The sequence below is a fragment of the Claveliimonas bilis genome (assembly GCF_030296775.1).
Taxonomy (GTDB): Bacteria; Bacillota; Clostridia; order Lachnospirales; family Lachnospiraceae; genus Claveliimonas; species Claveliimonas bilis.
On the sequence record NZ_AP027742.1, the window covers coordinates 1,960,427 to 1,979,127 of the forward strand.

14 protein-coding genes and 1 tRNA gene are annotated in these 18,701 nt (G+C 44.2%); 3 read left to right on the plus strand and 12 right to left on the minus strand.

The window, feature by feature from the left end; all coding sequences use genetic code 11:
- Positions 1-42 precede the first annotated feature (42 nt).
- Together R2J37_RS09675 and R2J37_RS09680 are read left to right on the plus strand one after the other, a co-directional pair.
- A tRNA-Leu gene (locus tag R2J37_RS09675) sits at positions 43-125 on the plus strand.
- 113 nt (positions 126-238) lie between these two features.
- Entirely contained in the window at positions 239-955 is a 717-nt protein-coding gene (locus R2J37_RS09680) for a DUF169 domain-containing protein (protein WP_316264768.1), read from the plus strand.
- Here R2J37_RS09680 and R2J37_RS09685 read toward each other — a convergent pair.
- The 4 genes from R2J37_RS09685 to R2J37_RS09700 all read right to left on the minus strand — a co-directional run bounded on the left by R2J37_RS09685 (position 952) and on the right by R2J37_RS09700 (position 5,351).
- Positions 952-1,602, minus strand: a complete 651-nt coding sequence (locus R2J37_RS09685; RefSeq protein ID WP_316264770.1) for a hypothetical protein — start codon at positions 1,600-1,602, stop codon at positions 952-954. The genes R2J37_RS09680 and R2J37_RS09685 overlap by 4 nt on opposite strands.
- A gap of 61 nt (positions 1,603-1,663) precedes the next feature.
- Positions 1,664-2,935 carry a diaminopimelate decarboxylase gene (locus R2J37_RS09690; protein ID WP_230105948.1) on the minus strand — a complete coding sequence of 424 codons (1,272 nt, stop codon included), beginning with the start codon at positions 2,933-2,935 and terminating at the stop codon, positions 1,664-1,666.
- 39 nt (positions 2,936-2,974) lie between these two features.
- A complete protein-coding gene (gene pyk / locus R2J37_RS09695; protein ID WP_316264771.1) occupies positions 2,975-4,441 on the minus strand; it encodes a pyruvate kinase in 1,467 nt (488 codons plus the stop codon).
- A gap of 49 nt (positions 4,442-4,490) precedes the next feature.
- The gene (locus R2J37_RS09700) at positions 4,491-5,351 is read right to left on the minus strand and encodes a rhomboid family protein (RefSeq protein WP_230105946.1); all 861 of its coding nucleotides are present in this window, start codon (positions 5,349-5,351) and stop codon (positions 4,491-4,493) included.
- 266 nt (positions 5,352-5,617) lie between these two features.
- Here R2J37_RS09700 and R2J37_RS09705 point away from each other — a divergent pair, with 266 nt between their 5' ends.
- Positions 5,618-9,871, plus strand: coding sequence for a 2-hydroxyacyl-CoA dehydratase (locus R2J37_RS09705; protein ID WP_316264774.1), 4,254 nt, complete (start codon positions 5,618-5,620; stop codon positions 9,869-9,871).
- Between the two features lie 184 nt (positions 9,872-10,055).
- On the opposite strand, the gene R2J37_RS09710 is transcribed toward R2J37_RS09705, so the two are convergent.
- The 8 genes from R2J37_RS09710 to mnmA form a co-directional block, all read right to left on the minus strand.
- Complete coding sequence (locus R2J37_RS09710; RefSeq protein WP_230105944.1) at positions 10,056-10,727, minus strand: hypothetical protein; 672 nt, start codon at positions 10,725-10,727, stop codon at positions 10,056-10,058.
- A gap of 205 nt (positions 10,728-10,932) precedes the next feature.
- Complete coding sequence (gene gpmI, locus R2J37_RS09715) at positions 10,933-12,471, minus strand: 2,3-bisphosphoglycerate-independent phosphoglycerate mutase (RefSeq protein ID WP_256193554.1); 1,539 nt, start codon at positions 12,469-12,471, stop codon at positions 10,933-10,935.
- Between the two features lie 14 nt (positions 12,472-12,485).
- The gene (locus R2J37_RS09720) at positions 12,486-13,310 is read right to left on the minus strand and encodes an alpha/beta hydrolase (RefSeq protein ID WP_230105942.1); all 825 of its coding nucleotides are present in this window, start codon (positions 13,308-13,310) and stop codon (positions 12,486-12,488) included.
- A gap of 69 nt (positions 13,311-13,379) precedes the next feature.
- Complete coding sequence (gene tpiA, locus R2J37_RS09725) at positions 13,380-14,129, minus strand: triose-phosphate isomerase (RefSeq protein ID WP_256193553.1); 750 nt, start codon at positions 14,127-14,129, stop codon at positions 13,380-13,382.
- Positions 14,130-14,327: 198 nt separating this feature from the next.
- A complete protein-coding gene (locus tag R2J37_RS09730) occupies positions 14,328-15,521 on the minus strand; it encodes a phosphoglycerate kinase (protein ID WP_230105940.1) in 1,194 nt (397 codons plus the stop codon).
- A 108-nt stretch (positions 15,522-15,629) separates the two neighbouring features.
- Positions 15,630-16,643 (minus strand): type I glyceraldehyde-3-phosphate dehydrogenase, encoded by a 1,014-nt coding sequence (gene gap, locus R2J37_RS09735; protein ID WP_230105939.1) that lies wholly within the window; start codon positions 16,641-16,643, stop codon positions 15,630-15,632.
- Between the two features lie 130 nt (positions 16,644-16,773).
- Positions 16,774-17,577: a histidinol-phosphatase HisJ family protein gene (locus R2J37_RS09740; protein ID WP_316264777.1), complete on the minus strand. Its 804-nt coding sequence runs from the start codon at positions 17,575-17,577 to the stop codon at positions 16,774-16,776.
- Between the two features lie 22 nt (positions 17,578-17,599).
- Positions 17,600-18,685, minus strand: a complete 1,086-nt coding sequence (gene mnmA / locus R2J37_RS09745) for a tRNA 2-thiouridine(34) synthase MnmA (RefSeq protein ID WP_316264778.1) — start codon at positions 18,683-18,685, stop codon at positions 17,600-17,602.
- Between the last annotated feature and the right edge of the window lie 16 nt (positions 18,686-18,701).

The window sequence follows — 18,701 nt, forward strand, 5'->3', positions numbered from 1 at the left end:
CAATATGCTATACTTACATTCGGTTCTTACAAAAGACCACCTGCGGATGTGGCGGAATGGCAGACGCACAAGACTCAAAATCTTGCGGAGGTGACTTCGTGTGGGTTCAAGTCCCACCATCCGCATCTTCTATTTTCAGACGCAAAAGTGCAGTTTTCTAAATCAGAAAACTGCATTTTTAATATACAAAAATAAAATTTGCAAAGATAGCATTATCTAAAGGAAAGGAATGTCTCTTATGAACAGTAAAATAGCAGAAGCAATTAAACTAACCCGTCAGCCGGTGGCCGTATTTACATCAAAAGAAATCCCGGAAAATGCCATGCAGTTTCGAAAAGGCGTATGGGGATGTGTGATCGCCATGATGCATGCAGTCTCTAAAGGCAAAACAGCTGCATTTGACAGGGAAACCGTTGTCTGCGCGGGAGGAAAGGCGGGACTGGGTATTCGAAAGTTTGAGCTTGGAACCATTGAATACTTTCTTTCCATCGGCGGAAAGGGACCGAAAAAAGGGGAATTTTATAAAAAAAGTCCGGACATTGCACGAAATTATATCGAAACAATGCCGGACATTGAAACAGATGAATATGTTATTATGAAACCTCTCAATGAATTAAAAGAAAATGAAACGCCGGAAATCGTCATTTTTCTGGTAAATGCCGACCAGCTTTCCGGTCTTGCAACATTGGCAAATTACGACCGGGAAACACAGGACAATGTGAAGCTTTCGTTTGGATCCGGATGCGCACAGTCAGTCCTTTACGGCCTTGATGCGGCACGGAACAATCCCACTGCCTGTTATATCGGTCTGACAGATCCTTCCGCCAGGAAATGTATACCAAGCGATCTCCTTTCCTTTACAATTCCTTTTCATCGTTTTCTGGAGATGGAGGAATGTGTGGAAAGCAGCTTTTTTCACACAGATACCTGGAAGGTCATTGCAAGAAGAATCTAAAATCCTTCCGTCGGAAACAGAATTTGATCTAAAGCCGTCAGATCAGACTCCGCGACAGAATATACGTTGTCAGAATCAGCCGCTACATGAAGATCTACCTGCTGCGGCTCCCCGTAAGTGGGCGATTCCATCCGGCTTTGAAGCCCTTCATACATCTTTTGGAATACCATCTGATTAATTTCATCTTCTCCCGGGATCTGGGAAACATCGGTGATACCCGCCAGTTCTGCCTGCACTGCCTCTGTAACTTCAGCTTCCAAACCTTCAAAAGCTGTGAGCGGCTTTGCCGTAACAGCTACTGTGAAGCTTCCATCCTCTTCTTCTGTTACCTCTCCCACTTCATACTCCGCCAGCGCCAACATGTCTTTAAAAAGCTGGCGGTAGTTGTCCAGCAATTCGTCTGACAATCCTGCCGAATCATAACCGGCAATGGTCATCATCTGATCAATATTGTTCTCATAAAGGTTTTCTGCTTCTTCCTTTGTGGAATCTGTCTGTTCCGTGTACTCGTCAAAATCCGCCTTATAACTGGCATCCAGAATCGATTGTGCATAAGTTCCAACTTCTTCCGGACTCATTTTGCAGGCTGTCAGCAGCATAACAGCCGCCGCCACGAGAAGACCAACTGCCTTTTTCCTTCTTTTCATACTTTTTCCTCCTCAATAAAGTAATTTTCTATATTTTACCTCATTAAGGACATATTATCAATTATTTCAGCAGTTTTTTCCCTATTTCAAAACAGTCAAATGTAGCGAAATAGTCTTTCGGCGTCTCTGCACGGCGGATCAGCTCTGTACTTCCATCTTCTTTTAAAAGTACTTCTGCTGACTTCAGCTTTCCATTATAATTATATCCCATAGCAAAACCGTGTGCTCCGGTATCATGAATGACAAGCAAATCTCCGGCGTCAATTTTCGGCAAGTGCCGGTCGATCGCAAACTTATCGTTATTCTCGCAGAGGGATCCTGTCACATCATACAGATGATCGCATGGCTCATTTTCTTTTCCCATCACAGTGATGTGGTGATAAGCGCCGTACATCGCCGGACGCATCAGATTCACCGCACACGCATCCACTCCGATATATTCTTTGTGAGTATGTTTTTCATGGATAGCCTTTGTCACCAGACAGCCATAGGGTCCCATCATAAATCTGCCAAGTTCCGTATAAATTGCCACATCACCCATTCCGGCAGGAACCAGCACCTCTTCGTACACCCGCCGCACGCCTTCTCCGATGGCGCGAATATCATTAGGCTCCTGATCCGGTTTATAAGGAATACCGATTCCGCCTGACAGATTAATAAATTTAATGTGTGCTCCGGTTTCCTTCTGAAGTTTCACTGCCAGTTCAAAAAGCACCTTTGCCAGCATCGGATAGTATTCATTTGTTACAGTATTGCTTGCAAGGAAAGCGTGAATGCCAAATTCTTTCGCACCTTTTTCCTTTAGGATCTTAAAGGCTTCAAAAATCTGCTCTGTTGTCATGCCATATTTTGCATCGCCCGGATTGTCCATAATATCATTACTGATCTTAAACAAGCCTCCCGGATTGTATCTGCAGCTGATTGTCTCCGGTATGTACCCAATCGCCTTCTCCAGGAAATCAATGTGTGTGATATCATCCAGATTGATGATCGCCCCAAGCTTTTCGGCCAATTTAAAATCTTCTGCCGGAGTATCATTGGAAGAAAACATAATATCGTCTCCTGTGGCTCCAATGGCTTCTGAAAGAAGCAGCTCTGTGTACGAGGAACAATCACATCCGCATCCATATTCTCTTAAAATCTGTATCAGGAAGGGATTAGGCGTTGCCTTTACCGCAAAATACTCTTTGTATCCTTTATTCCACGCAAAAGCTTCCTTCAGCGCTTCCGCATTCTTTCGGATCCCTTTCTCGTCATAAAGATGAAAAGGAGTGGGATACTTCTTTACAATTTCATCCAGCTGTTCTTTTGTCACAAATGTCTCTTTTTTCATAGGTACGTTACTCCTTATATCTGTACAGATTTTAATTTATTATTCAATCACAGCAATTCTCATCATATTGCTGACACCTTCTTTTGCACGGTTTACATTCGGGGAGGGAATGCCTGCTGTCAGCACCACAACATCTCCCGGATCAGCCATTTGCTTTGCACATACCAGCTCGATCGCCCCGGAACAAATATCCTCCGTCGTATTGAACTGAATAGATTTGATTGGCTTTACTCCCCAGTAAATCTGCATTCTGCGAAGAGAACGCTCATTAGGAGTCACGCCAATAATCGGCATTTTAGGCTTAAATTTAGAAACAACTCTGGTAGTAGCACCCGATACAGACGGAGTGATGATACACTTCGCTCCCAGATTGTATGCTGTCGTAACAGAAGCATGGCCAATGGCACTGGAAATTCCTTTCATACGGTGTTCCTCTGCCTTTTTGAGCATAAGATCATAATCCAGATGCTCCTCTGTATTCTCCACAATATGCACCATCATCTGAAGCGCTTCTAATGGATATTTTCCCTGTGCAGTTTCTCCAGACAGCATGACTGCATCCGTTCCGTCATAAACTGCATTCGCCACATCCGTCACTTCTGCCCGTGTCGGACGAGGATTGCGGATCATGGAATCCAGCATCTGTGTTGCTGTAATAACCGGTTTATAATAATAATTACATTTCTGAATGATCATTTTCTGAAGATAAGGCACTTCCTCTGCCGGAATCTCCACGCCAAGATCTCCTCTGGCTACCATAATACCGTCTGCACAGCGAATGATCTCGTCAATATTCTTAATTCCTTCTGCATTTTCAATCTTTGCGATGATCGGAATGTATGGAGCATCACATTCTTTCAGAAAAGCGCGGATCTCTACAATACACTCTGCATTGCGCACAAAGGATGCCGCAATAAAATCAATACCCTGTTCCACGCCGAAACGGATATCTTCTCTGTCCTTGTCTGTGATAGCCGGAAGTCTTACAGGCACATTAGGCACATTCACGCCCTTGCGCTCTCCCAACTCTCCTCCGTTCACAATCTCGCAGACAATATCCGTTACTGTTTTGCTGATCACCCTAAGACCAATCAACCCGTCATCTATCAAGATCGTGCTTCCAACAGATACATCGTCTACAAGTCCGCTATAGGAAATGGATACTTTCGTTTCATCCCCTGTAATATCCTCAGAGGTCAGTGTAAACTTTCTGCCTGTCTCCAGCATTACCTTTTTTCCATCTTTCAGGATACCGGTACGGATCTCCGGACCTTTTGTATCCAGCAGGATCGCTGTTGGCATATGTTCTTCATCCCGGATACGCTTCAGCATATCCATTCTGCCCTTCTGTTCTTCATGACTTCCGTGTGAAAAATTGAATCTTGCAATATCCATCCCATTCTTCACAAGCGCTCTCATCAGATTTTCATCATTTGTGTTAGGTCCCATTGTACAGACTATTTTTGTTTTCTTTTTCTTCATTTTTTTCACCAATTCCTTTTTCATATTTTTATTTCCAAAGTTTCAGGACAAATGCCCTGCTCTTTCCACGTTACTATTTTACATGTATATGGGAAAAGAGATGATCCTGACAGTACTCATAATTCCCATTACATCTGGAACAATACCGGAACTCCAGGGACGGATCGTCCAGCTCTGTGCGTCCGCACACGGCACAGCGGTGTCTGGCTCCGCCTGCATAATGATTTTCCGGCCGGATCTTCTGCTGAAATTCTCTTTTTCTCTTTCTCTGTTTTGGAGAATAAGGCTTCATATTTCTTGAACCCAGGAAAAAGATCACAAAATTCAAAATGGAAACTGCCGCCGCAATCGCGTTTGCCTGGTACACAACTCCCACCAGAGGATTTCCTCCATAGGAGGGCAGAAAAGCCTGCAATATGGTGTAGAGGAAATAAACGCCATCCAGGATTCCCAACCATTTTGCCTTGACCGGGATCGCAAAAAACAGATAGAACTGCATATCCGGATAAACAGCTGCAAATGCAAGAAACAATGACATGTTCAAATACCATGTCCCCAGCGGGAAGGATACCCCCACCAGGAAATAGGCGGCAAATGCCGCGATCACATGAAATAACATACCCGAAAAGAAATAAAGGTTAAACCGAAACGCACCCCAGGTATTTTCCAGTTCCCTTCCCAGCATATAATACAGATAAAGGGCAAAAATCATAAAGAGATATCCGGTCTGAGGCGGCTGTATAATGAAGGTTACGATCCTCCAGATCTGTCCGCGCAGAATTGCGCTGACATCAAGACTCAAATACTGATAATAAAAAGAAGGAACCAAAAGCTGCAGAACCAGCCCCACAACATAAAGGATAATAATGTAATACATCAGATTGTGGATGGCATATCTGCCGAATTTCCGTTCCATTTTTTCCAACCAATTCATAGAAAAAATACCTGCTTTCCCATATTACTCTAATACTGTAGTCATTCTACCTTTTTAGGAAGTCTTTGTCAATTACACCGGATAACTTTACCGTATTTTAATATTTCTATTACATTTGTTGATTGTCTTTTCAATTTTTTTGTCGTATAATGTTACCGTTTAGGAAAACAACATTTAATATGTAGAATTACATATATTCCCAGACAGGATTTTTATCTTTGTCATACTGAAATCTATACTATTACAAAGACAAGGAGTACATATTTATGAATCAACAAGAATTATTTACCCTGGGGATCGATATCGGATCCACCACAGTAAAGATCGCCATTCTGGATGATCAAAATGATGTGCTTTTCTCTGATTATGAAAGACATTTTGCAAATATCCAGGAAACCCTTTCTGACCTTTTGGGAAGGGCTATCTATAAACTCGGTTCTATCCGGGTGTCTCCTGTTATAACAGGATCCGGAGGACTGACTCTTGCAAAACATCTGGGGGTTCCCTTTGTGCAGGAAGTTGTAGCCGTATCCACTGCTCTTCAGGACTATGCGCCTCAGACAGATGTGGCAATTGAGCTTGGAGGGGAAGATGCAAAGATTATTTACTTTGAAGGCGGCAATATTGAGCAGAGAATGAATGGTGTCTGCGCCGGCGGAACCGGCTCTTTCATCGACCAGATGGCTTCTCTTCTGCAGACCGACGCCTCCGGATTGAATGAATACGCAAAAAATTATAAAGCTCTGTATTCTATCGCTGCCAGATGCGGCGTATTTGCGAAATCAGATATTCAGCCGCTGATCAATGAGGGGGCTTCCAAAGAAGATCTGGCCGCCTCTATTTTCCAGGCAGTTGTAAACCAGACCATCAGCGGACTTGCCTGCGGTAAACCGATTCGCGGACACGTAGCATTTCTGGGAGGACCTCTTCATTTCCTTTCAGAGCTTAGAGAAGCGTTTGTCCGCACACTGAAGTTGGATGAGGAGCACACTATTGCTCCAAATCATTCTCACCTTTTTGCAGCCATTGGTTCTGCCTTAAACTCTACCAAGGAACCCATCGTGCCTATCCGTGAGCTCCAGGAACGCCTGGCAAAACGGATACAGATGGAGTTTGAAGTAGAGAGAATGGAACCTCTTTTTGCAACCGAAGCAGAATATAAGGAATTTACAGAGCGCCACGCAAAACATCAGGTTCCGGTTAAGGATCTTGCCTCTTATAAAGGCAAAGCATTTCTTGGTATCGACGCCGGTTCCACTACAACTAAAGCGGCTCTTGTAGGAGAAGACGGAACCCTTCTGTATTCTTTTTACCATAATAATGAAGGAGATCCTCTCGGTACCACAATCTCAGCAATCAAAGACATTTATTCTCAGCTTCCCGAGGATGTGGAGATTGTTCATTCCTGCTCCACCGGATATGGCGAAGCACTGATCAAAGCTGCTCTTCTTCTTGATGAAGGAGAAGTAGAAACCGTTTCTCACTATTATGCCGCCTCTTTCTTTGAACCGGATGTAGACTGTATTCTGGACATCGGCGGGCAGGATATGAAATGTATTAAGATCAAAAACCAGACTGTTGACAGTGTACAGCTGAACGAAGCCTGCTCTTCAGGCTGTGGTTCCTTTATCGAAACCTTTGCCAAATCGCTCAACTATTCTGTAGAAGATTTTGCGCACGAAGCTTTATTTGCCCATAATCCGATTGACCTTGGAACCCGCTGTACTGTATTTATGAACTCTAAGGTAAAACAGGCACAGAAAGAGGGAGCTGCCGTGTCCGACATTTCTGCCGGACTGGCCTACTCTGTCATTAAGAATGCTCTTTTCAAAGTAATTAAAGTATCTGATGCAACAGAACTGGGACAGCACATTGTTGTGCAGGGCGGTACTTTCTATAATAATGCTGTTCTAAGAAGTTTTGAGAAAATTGCAGGCTGCCACGCAATCCGCCCGGACATTGCCGGCATCATGGGAGCGTTCGGTGCTGCCCTGATCGCAAGGGAACGCTATGTGGAATGCGAAGGTACTACCATGCTCTCCATCGAAGATATCGAAGCGCTGGAATACCGGACAACGATGACAAAGTGCCGCGGATGTACCAATAACTGCCGTCTGACGATCAACCATTTCAGCGGCGGAAGAAAGTTTATCACCGGAAACCGCTGTGAAAAGGGACTTGGAAAAGAAAAATCGAAGAACAACCTTCCCAACCTTTTTGAGTATAAGAGTCAGCGGTATTTCGGCTATACGCCTCTTTCAGAGGAGGAAGCTTCCCGCGGCGTGATCGGTATACCCAGAGTTCTGAATATGTACGATAACTATCCGTTCTGGTTCACATTCTTCACGGATCTTGGATTTCGTGTAGTTCTCTCTCCCGCTTCCACAAGGAAGATTTATGAGCTGGGAATTGAGTCTATCCCAAGTGAATCTGAATGTTATCCCGCCAAACTTGCCCACGGGCATGTACAATGGCTGATCAATGAAGGCATCCGGCATATCTTTTACCCTTCTATTCCTTATGAAAGAAATGAATTTGCCGATGCCAACAACCACTATAACTGTCCGATTGTTACCTCCTATCCGGAGAACATCAAAAATAATATTGATGCCATCGTAAACGGCAACGTGGATTTCATCCATCCTTTCATGTCCTTTGCCAGCGAGGAAACCCTTTCTTCCCGCCTGATCGAAGAACTTGCTCCAAAGTTTGATCTCACAGCAGAAGAAATTAAAACTGCTGTTCATAAAGCCTGGGTTGAGCTTGAAGCGTGCCGGAACGATATGCGCAAAAAAGGTGAGGAAACCGTTGCTTTCCTCGACAAAACAGGAAACCGGGGAATTGTTCTTGCCGGACGTCCCTATCATATTGACCCCGAGGTAAACCATGGACTTCCGGAGCTGATCAATTCCTACAATATCGCCGTATTGACAGAAGATTCCGTATCACACCTTCACCCGGTAGAGCGGCCTTTAAATGTTATGGATCAGTGGATGTATCACTCCCGCCTCTATGCGGCAGCAAATTATGTAAAGACAAAAGATAATCTGGATCTGATCCAGCTCAATTCTTTCGGATGCGGACTGGATGCCGTCACCACAGATCAGGTTGCCGATATCCTGACTCGCTCCGATAAGATCTACACCTCTTTAAAAATCGATGAGGTCAATAACCTGGGAGCTGCAAGAATCCGTGTCCGCTCTCTGCTTGCTGCAATCCGCGTCAGAGAACAAAGGGAACAGAAACGGCATATTGAGCCATCTTCCATAAAAAAGGTACCTTTTACAAAGGAGATGCGCAAAGAGTACACCATCCTCTGCCCGCAGATGTCTCCAATGCATTTTGAACTTCTGGAACCTGCTTTCAACGCTTCGGGTTATAAAGTGGAAGTCCTTCCAAACGACAATAAGCAAGCCGTTGATGTGGGACTGAAATATGTTAATAACGATGCCTGCTACCCTTCTCTTATGGTTGTAGGACAGATTATGGAAGCTATTTTATCCGGAAAATACGATACAGATAAGATTGCTGTCATTATCAGTCAGACCGGAGGCGGATGCCGTGCTTCCAACTATATCGGATTCATCCGCCGCGCATTGAAGAAAGCCGGCTATGAACATATTCCGGTTATTTCTATCAACTTAAGCGGGCTGGAAGGAAATCCCGGCTTTAAGATTACACCGGCATTAGCGCTTCGCGGAATCTATGCTGCTGTTTTCGGAGACATTTTCATGAAATGTGTTTACCGCCTCCGTCCATACGAGGCAGTGCCCGGTTCGGTTGACGCTATGCATCGCAAATGGGTAAAAGTTTGTGCTGATTTTGTTTCCCAGGGCTACCCTTCCCGAAGAAAATTCAAAAAACTGTGCCGGAATATTATTGAAGACTTCGACAACAATATTGAACTTTTAGATATCAAGAAACCCCGCGTAGGTGTAGTTGGAGAAATTCTGGTAAAATTCCTCCCTGCCGCCAATAATCATCTGGTGGAGCTTTTGGAGAGTGAAGGCGCCGAAGCTGTCGTTCCAGATCTTTTGGACTTCCTTCTGTACTGCTTCTACAATCAGAATTTCAAGGTATCCCATCTTGGTTTTGCCAAGTCAAAGGCTACTATTGCAAACCTTGGAATCAAAGCGCTGGAATGGTTCCGCTCTCCTGCCAGCAAGGCATTTAAAGAGAGCAAGCACTTCGATCCTCCGGCTGATATCCGGGATCTGGGCAAAATGGCATCTGAGATTGTTTCCCTCGGAAACCAGACTGGCGAAGGTTGGTTCCTCACCGGAGAGATGCTGGAGCTGATCCACAGCGGTGCCACAAACATCGTCTGCACACAGCCTTTTGCCTGCCTTCCGAACCATGTAGTGGGCAAGGGGGTTATCAAAGAGCTGCGACGACGCCATCCGCTGGCAAATATTGTTGCCATCGACTATGACCCGGGTGCAAGTGAGGTAAATCAGCTGAACCGTATTAAACTAATGCTGTCAACAGCGAATAAAAATCTGGCAAAAACGGAAGGATAGTAAAATTTGGGACGTAGTAACATTTAAATTCAATGTCATTAAGTTTAGAAATTAGGATTCAAAAAAGCATGGAACGAAAAATTCCATGCTTTTTTAGTAAAAACACTTGACAAATCATACAAATCTGCGACAAAGCTATATGAATATATAGTTTTTTGAAGGTCTTAAATCACGGATTATTCCCTTATTCTTCTCGATCCATACAATTTCCTTTTTTATCGATCCAATATCGGACAGTATGATGTTTAGACGCACCAGAACCACATTTAGGACATCGGGATATATCTCGCATCTGATTAATAGCATATGTGGACATGGAGAGTGCATTATGAACATTTTTTGCTCGATCCATGCTATTAGAATACCAGATAGCACCGCAAACGGTACACCGGTACTTTTCTTCTGTCTTTTCTTTGCATCCGGATCGCCTTCTTTGTTTCTCTAATCGAATGGCAGCCTGTTTCCCTCTTTCAAGCTTCAATTGTTTCTTTTCTTCTTCCTTTTGCTGTTTAAGGAGTGCTTTCTCTTCCTGTTTTTTCTGGATATCTGAAGAATGTTGCGCCATTCCTGCTTTCATAGCTCCCATAATTATTTCTTTAGCGCCATACTGCACCAAGTAATCATGCAGCCTTCTAATCTCTCCCTTATCTTTCCGATTAGTACAAAGGTATGCCGAATTCATGCCAGGAGCAACAAAATATACACCAGGCACTCTGGAAAAAGTTGCTTCAGGTTGATAGAAAGTAATTTCTATTTCTCTGATATTCATCCTATAAACTTCCTTATCTTTCTTCATGATAGTCAACACTTCATCATCTATGCTTTGATACATAAATTTCCCAATTGTTATCTCCACTAAATGTCCCCCTCTCGAAATAGGAATAGAGACATTATACTGGATTTAAACACCAAAAAACAGGAAATAGAAAAAATACCTTGGTTTAATGCAAAAAAGACCGAAGATTAGGGGGAATCCCCTCAATCCAAGGTCCTTTTTGGTTATTTTTATTTGCCTTTTTTAAGAATAATTGTTGTTGCCCTTACTCACCATATATTTCTCATTATTTTACAAGCAATGATCTTCCTGTCATCTCTTTTGGCTGTTTCATTCCCATCAGTTCGATCAATGTAGGAGCGATATCCGCCAAACATCCACCTTCTCTTAATTTGTAAGCCGGATCAGCATTTACAAGAATAAACGGTACCGGATTCGTTGTGTGGGCAGTGAACGGCTCTCCTGTCTCTTCATCGATGAGCTGCTCTGCATTTCCGTGGTCTGCACAGATAAACATCTGACCTCCCACTTCTTTGATAGCCTCTACAGTCTTTCCAACACACTCATCCACTGCCTCGATCGCCTTAATGGCTGCCGCCTCTACTCCGGTATGCCCTACCATATCCGGATTCGCAAAGTTAATGATAATAACGTCATACTTTCCAGAACGAATAGCTTCCGTCAGTTTATCGCAAACTTCGTAAGCGCTCATCTCCGGTTTCAGGTCGTAAGTAGCAACCTTTGGAGATTTTACAAGAATACGGTCTTCTCCTTCATTTGGTTCTTCTACACCGCCGTTAAAGAAGAATGTCACATGCGCGTATTTTTCTGTCTCTGCGATACGTGCCTGCTTCATACCGTTAGCAGCAAGAAATTCTCCGAATGTATTTGTAATTTCCTCTTTCACAAACGCAACCAGTTTATTTTCAATCGTCACATCATATTCTGTAAAGCATACAAAGACCGTCTTGATCCGCTCTCCTCTTTCAAATCCGGCAAAGTCATCATCGCAAAATGTTCTTGTGATCTCTCTTGCACGGTCCGGACGGAAGTTAAAGAAAATAATGGAATCCTGATCTTTGATTGTCGCCACAGGAGCGCCGTCTTTCTCTACAATTGTAGGAAGTACAAATTCGTCTGTTGTATCCTTATCATAGGAAACCTGGATTCCTTCCGGGCCTGACGCTGCCTTTTCGCCCTCTCCAAATACCATTGCACGGTATGCTTTCTCCACACGATCCCAGCGATTGTCCCGATCCATTGCATAGTAACGTCCCATTACAGTAGCAACCTGACCTACGCCGATTTCTTTCATCTTGGCTTCCAACTCTTCTACATATTCTTTTCCAGATGCCGGAGGAGTGTCTCGTCCATCCAGGAAGCAGTGTACATATACCTTTTCAATTCCCTGTCTCTTTGCAAGCTCCAAAAGTCCGTAAATGTGAGTATTATGGCTGTGCACGCCGCCGTCAGATACCAGTCCCATAAGATGGAGCGCTGAATCATGTTTCTTCACATTTTCACATGCTGCAAGAAGAGCTTTGTTTTCAAAGAAATCACCATCCTGAATTGCTTTTGTAATCTTAGTCAGATCCTGATACACAATGCGGCCGGCACCCATGTTCAGATGTCCTACTTCAGAGTTACCCATCTGACCATCCGGAAGTCCTACCGCCATTCCGCTTGCATTTCCCTTTACAAAGGGATACTCTGCCATCAGCTTATCCATAACAGGAGTTTTCCCTTCTGCTACCGCATTGCCTTCTTTCTTTTCATTTAATCCATAACCATCCAAAATCATCAGTACTGTTGGTTTTTTACTCATTTTCTATTCTCCTTCTATTGGTCTTTGCAGATGTTTTCCATCCACTTGTATGCCAGATCCATCCAGCATTGACATTCCTCCTGAACGCCGCTTCCATCAGCACGCCTGGATTCTTCTCCTGCGCTCCCCAGTCCATGAGAGCCTTTCTGAAACAAATGAAGCTCTGTCCTGATCCCTTTCTCGTGCAGCGCTTCTGCCATTCTGACAGAATTTTGAACCGGAACGGTTCTGTCTTCAAAGGTATGCCATATAAAGCAGGGAACTGTATATTCTGTCACCTGTCTTTCTAAGGACAGCATCTCTTTCTTTTCTTCATATTCATCCTGAAGAAGATTTAGGAAACTTCCCTTATGGGAAATATTTTCATCAGAACTTATCACCGGATAACTGAGCAGCAGTCCCGCCGGTCTTAATTTCTCTGATGGGATTCCAAGCTTTTTGGAAAGAAATGTACTGTTCCAGAAAACTCCAAGACACCCTGCCAGATGTCCTCCCGCTGATGAACCCTGAACAAAAATCTGCCTTTCGTCCACCTTCCATTCTTCAGAATGTCCTTTAACAATTCCCATTGCCATTCCAAGTTCCAGAAGCGCTGTGGGATATTTTGCCGGGGCAGTGGAATATCGCAGAATCCCTACATGATACCCTTTTTGCAGAAAGTACATTGCAATAGGCTCTCCTTCCCGAAAACTGGTTCTCTCATATCCGCCTCCCGGACATAAAATAACCATGGGACGCTTTTTTATATGCAGATCTCCCGGCGTATCTAATACATAAGCGATAAAATGAGCATCCGGAAGGGAACCTTCCGTCTGCAGTTTCATTCTTTCAATAATCACACTCTTCACTCCCGAAACTCAAAAGCCCGCAGGAACTGTCTTGCAAGCCCCTGCGGTTCAATCTGGTTCTTACTTATAATTTACAATCTTTCCGAAGTCTGCCTTCAAAGAAGCTCCTCCGACAAGTCCTCCGTCAATGTCAGCCTGTGCAAATAACTCTGCAGCATTTCCTGCATTAACAGAACCGCCGTACTGAATACGGATAGCTTCCGCTGTTGCTTCGTCATAAATCTCTGCAATACATGCACGGATTCCGGCACACACTTCTTCTGCCTGTTCTGTTGTTGCTGTTTTTCCTGTTCCAATCGCCCAGATCGGTTCATATGCGATCACAGCTGTCTTTGCCTGATCTGCTGTAATTCCCTGGAATCCAACCTTAACCTGCTGACGAATGAAATCCATGGTAACGCCCTGTTCTCTCTGCTCCAGAGATTCTCCACAGCACATGATAGGCGTAATGCCATGTTCAAATGCCTTGTGCATTTTCTTGTTGACATCCTCGCTTGTCTCGCCAAAGTAATCTCTTCTCTCTGAATGTCCCAGAACTACATATTTTACACCCGCATCTGTAAGCATTGCCGGAGAAATTTCTCCTGTGTATGCTCCGCTTTCCTCGTAATACATGTTTTCTGCTCCAACCTGGATGTTTGTCCCCTTGCACGCTTCCACTACCGGAATAATATCAATTGCCGGAACACAGAATACAACGTCTGCATCCTCTGTTGCAACTAAAGGCTTTAATTCTTCTACCAGCGCAACTGCCTCGCTGGGAGTTTTATTCATCTTCCAGTTTCCTGCTATAATCTTTCTTCTTGCCATTGTTTTCACTCTTTCCTTTATATATTCTTTAAAATCTGCATTCGTTACTAAGTCCCCTGCTTAAGCCCGTCAGGAAGGGGGGGATGTTCACCTTACTAAACTCACCTGTGCCCTAACGGGCTTGGTTCGCTAAGTGCGGTGAACTAAGTGCGCACTAGAATTCGTCCGGCGTCCTTCGGACTTGGACTCATTAAGTGCTTACTTATCGTTAGCTGCTGCTACGCCCGGAAGTTCTTTTCCTTCCAAAAATTCCAAAGATGCGCCGCCACCTGTAGAGATATGTGTCATCTTGTCACCGTATCCCAACTGATTTACAGCTGCTGCAGAATCTCCTCCTCCGATGATCGTCACAGCATCTGTTTCCGCAAGCGCTTTCGCAACTGCCTCCGTTCCGTGAGCAAAATTCGGCATTTCAAAACATCCCATAGGACCATTCCATACAACTGTCTTTGCATCTTTCACTGCATCTGTAAAAATCTTCTCTGTTTCCGGTCCGATATCCATTCCTTCCCAGCCATCCGGGATTTCTCCTGTCGGTACAATCTGGATATTTGCATCGTTAGAAAATTCATCTCCGATACGATTATCAACCGGAAGAAGCAGTCTTACACCTTTTTCCTCTGCTTTCTTTACCATGTTCTCTGCATATTCCAGATAATCGTCCTCACAAAGAGATGTTCCGATCTTTCCTCCCTTGGATTTTGCGAAAGTATATGCCATTCCTCCGCCGATGATCAAAACGTCCACTTTATCGATCAGGTTTTCAATAACAGAAATCTTGCTGGAAACTTTTGCACCGCCCAGAATTGCCACAAATGGTCTCTCCGGATTGTTGACTGCATTTCCGAGGAAATCAATTTCTTTTTGCATAAGATAACCAACTACTGCAGTATCTACATATTTTGTCACTCCAACATTTGAGCAGTGTGCTCTATGAGCAGTACCAAAAGCGTCATTTACAAATACGTCGCACAGGGAAGCAAGCTCTTTTGAAAATGTATCTTCATTTTTCGTTTCTTCCGCTCTGTAACGTGTATTCTCCAAAAGAACAACTTCTCCATCTTTCATGGCTTCAACAGCAGCTTTTGCATTTGGTCCTACAACCTCCGGATCAGCCGCAAATTTCACTTCCTGTCCTAACAGCTCTGACAAACGCTTTGCAACCGGTGCAAGAGACAGTTCCGGCACTGCCTGTCCCTTCGGTTTACCCAAATGAGAACAAAGAATCACCTTTCCGCCGTCTCCGATCAGCTTCTTAATTGTCGGAAGGGCTGCAACAAGACGATTCTCATCCGTAATCTTTCCATCGATAAGCGGTACATTGAAATCACATCTTACAAGGACCTTTTTCCCTTTTACATTGATATCATCTACAGATTTTTTATTAAGCATTTAAGTGCCTCCTTTCATTTTCCGATACTTTTGAAAAAAGTCGAAATTCTCTCATAATGCCAAAAACGGATCCGGTCCCAACAAGACCGGACCCGTTTTGAGTCTTAATTATGCTAATTCAGAGAAGTATTTGATTGTTCTTACCATCTGGCTTGTGTATGAATTTTCATTGTCATACCAGGAAACAACCTGTACTTCTGTTGTTCCATTCTCTAATGGAAGTACCATTGTCTGTGTTGCATCAAACAGAGAACCATATCTCATTCCTACGATATCGCTGGATACGATTTCATCTGTGTTGTATCCGAAGGATTCTGTAGCAGCAGCTTTCATTGCAGCGTTGATCTGATCAACTGTTACATTTCCTTCTACAACTGCTGTCAGGATTGTTGTGGATCCTGTCGGGGTTGGAACTCTCTGTGCAGCTCCGATCAGTTTTCCGTTCAGTTCCGGAATAACAAGACCGATTGCCTTAGCAGCTCCTGTGCTGTTTGGAACGATATTGCATGCAGCAGCACGTGATCTTCTTAAGTCACCTTTTCTCTGTGGTCCGTCCAGTGTCATCTGATCGCCTGTGTAAGCGTGGATTGTACACATAATACCGGATTTGATCGGTGCAAGATCATTCAGAGCCTTAGCCATTGGTGCAAGACAGTTTGTTGTACAGGAAGCTGCAGAAATAACTGTATCTTCCGGTTTCAGTGTTTCATGGTTTACATTATATACGATAGTCGGCAGATCGTTTCCTGCTGGTGCAGAAATAACAACCTTTCTAGCTCCTGCTTTAATATGAGCAGATGCTTTATCTTTAGATGTATAGAAGCCTGTACATTCCAGAACAACGTCTACTCCGATCTCTCCCCATGGAAGCTCTTCTGCATTTGCTTTTGCGTAGATCTTGATCTCTTTTCCATCAACAATGATAGAATCATCTGTAGCTTCTACTTTATCAGCCAGAGCATATTTTCCCTGTGAAGAGTCATATTTCAACAGGTGAGCTAACATTTTTGGGCTTGTCAGGTCATTGATCGCAACTACTTCATACCCTTCAGCTCCAAACATCTGTCTGAAAGCAAGACGTCCGATACGTCCAAAACCATTGATTGCTACTTTTACTGCCATGATTAATTCCTCCTAAAGTCTTTTCACTGTTTCACAGCTTTTATTTTTGCTCCTTAACTTCGTTAAAGAACCATCAACCATTAACAATTGTACTAAATCTCATACAAAAATTCAAGAGCCTTTTCCAATTTTATGTAAGTACTTTGAAAACAGGCTTTCTTTCCTTAAATTCCGTGTAATACCGGAATCCGCAGGATTTCAGGATATCGTCTGCCTTATGGAAATCATAGGCTATATGTTCCGGGCAGTGTCCGTCTGCCCCTACTGTGATGATTTCTCCGCCAAGTTCCCGGTAACGCTTCAGAATATCCGGGTGGGGGTGGGCAAAAGGCAGCCCGTATTTCAGTCCCGCCATGTTCAATTCTATTCCTTTCCCCCGCTCTATAACCGCTTTCAGGATTTCATCGATCTCATCTGCGTATTTTTGATAAGAATATCCCTCTGCTTTGCCGTTTCCGTATCTCACCACATAATCAATATGTCCAAGCACATCGAAATCCGGGGTGCTGCGTATATCTTCCAGCATCTCCACAAAAGCTCTCCGGTATACTTCTTCATCACTTTTTCCGTTAAAAAGCGTCCCAAGCGCCGGATCTTCCCCGTCGATCACATGCAGGGAGCCTATCACAAAGTCAAACGGGTACTGCTTTGTCAACTCTGTAAAAAATCCGCCCAGATGGGGCTGCATTCCAAGTTCTACCCCAATCCGTATATCCAGCCTGTCTCTGTATTTTTCCCTAAGAGGTTCCAGTACTTTAAAATATTTTTCTACATCGAAAACGCTTTCCTCTCCCCATCCGAGATAGTCCTTGTCATAGTGATCTGTAAAGCAGATCACCTCCAGCCCCTTTTCGATGGATTTTTGTATCATCTCTTCCGGAGCGCTCTTAGAATCATGGGAAAAGGAAGTATGCATGTGTACATCCGCCCTCATTTTCTTTCACATCCTCACTGGTTTATTGATTGTTTATGATCGTCCCGCCTCCCAGGACATATTCTCCGTCATAGAGCACTACCGCCTGTCCGGGCGCCGCGGCGCGAAGAGGCTCGTCAAAAGTACAAAGGATCTCATCTTCCCCTGTCCTTTCTACAGTACACCAGGCCCCTTTATGATTGTAGCGTATTTTTGCCCAGACTTTTTTTGGCTCCTTTAAATCTTCCACTGACATAAAATTGATCCGGTCAGCCCTTACGTATCTGGAAAGCGACTCTTCTGCCTTTCCCAGCACCACTTCATTGGTTTCCGGGCGGATAGCCAGCACAAAGACCGGATAGCCCATAGCTACTCCCAGTCCTTTCCTTTGCCCTACTGTATAATGAATGATCCCGTTATGACGCCCTACAATTGTTCCGTCTGCCAAAACAAAATTTCCCTGCGGGAATGTCTGGTCTGCCGTTTTCTCAATAAAGGAAGCATAATCTCCATCCGGCACAAAACAAATGTCCTGGCTGTCCGGCTTATGCGCCACGGGCAGGTTCATTTTTGCGGCCATTTCCCGAATTTCTTCCTTTGTATATCCGCCCACCGGCATCAGCGTCCTCTTAAGCTGCTCCTGCGTCAGATTATAGAGCGCGTATGTCTGATCCTTCCTTCCGGTAGCGGAAGTACGCACTGCATAGCGTCCGTTGGGAAGCTGCTCGACTCTGGCATAATGCCCTGTGGCAATATAGTCTACTCCAATATCCATGCTTCTTTTCAGAAGAGACTCCCATTTCACAAAACGATTGCAGGCGATACAGGGATTCGGAGTCCTGCCGCCAATATATTCATCTACAAAATAGTCGATCACATTCTCTTTAAATTCTCTTTTAAAATTCATGACATAATAAGGAATGTCAAGGCTGGCCGCTACCCTCCTTGCATCATCCACCGCCGTAAGACCGCAGCAGCCGCCGTTCTCCTCCTGAAGTTTCTCCTCTTCATCCTGCCAGATCTGCATGGTGACTCCGATCACGTCATATCCCTGTTCTTTTAAAAGCCAGGCAGCCACGGAGGAATCCACTCCTCCCGACATGCCTACTACAACCCTCTTCTTCTCCATTTTCGCTCTTTCCCCG

What these genes read in the sequence shown, in the direction of transcription:
- R2J37_RS09680 (WP_316264768.1), top strand. Translation starts at nt 239, where the DNA reads ATGAACAGTAAAATAGCAGAAGCAATTAAACTAACCCGTCAGCCGGTG.
- R2J37_RS09685 (WP_316264770.1), bottom strand. Translation starts at nt 1,602, where the DNA reads ATGAAAAGAAGGAAAAAGGCAGTTGGTCTTCTCGTGGCGGCGGCTGTT.
- R2J37_RS09690 (WP_230105948.1), bottom strand. Translation starts at nt 2,935, where the DNA reads ATGAAAAAAGAGACATTTGTGACAAAAGAACAGCTGGATGAAATTGTA.
- pyk (WP_316264771.1), bottom strand. Translation starts at nt 4,441, where the DNA reads ATGAAAAAGGAATTGGTGAAAAAAATGAAGAAAAAGAAAACAAAAATA.
- R2J37_RS09700 (WP_230105946.1), bottom strand. Translation starts at nt 5,351, where the DNA reads ATGAATTGGTTGGAAAAAATGGAACGGAAATTCGGCAGATATGCCATC.
- R2J37_RS09705 (WP_316264774.1), top strand. Translation starts at nt 5,618, where the DNA reads ATGAATCAACAAGAATTATTTACCCTGGGGATCGATATCGGATCCACC.
- gpmI (WP_256193554.1), bottom strand. Translation starts at nt 12,471, where the DNA reads ATGAGTAAAAAACCAACAGTACTGATGATTTTGGATGGTTATGGATTA.
- tpiA (WP_256193553.1), bottom strand. Translation starts at nt 14,129, where the DNA reads ATGGCAAGAAGAAAGATTATAGCAGGAAACTGGAAGATGAATAAAACT.
- R2J37_RS09730 (WP_230105940.1), bottom strand. Translation starts at nt 15,521, where the DNA reads ATGCTTAATAAAAAATCTGTAGATGATATCAATGTAAAAGGGAAAAAG.
- gap (WP_230105939.1), bottom strand. Translation starts at nt 16,643, where the DNA reads ATGGCAGTAAAAGTAGCAATCAATGGTTTTGGACGTATCGGACGTCTT.
- R2J37_RS09740 (WP_316264777.1), bottom strand. Translation starts at nt 17,577, where the DNA reads ATGAGGGCGGATGTACACATGCATACTTCCTTTTCCCATGATTCTAAG.
- mnmA (WP_316264778.1), bottom strand. Translation starts at nt 18,685, where the DNA reads ATGGAGAAGAAGAGGGTTGTAGTAGGCATGTCGGGAGGAGTGGATTCC.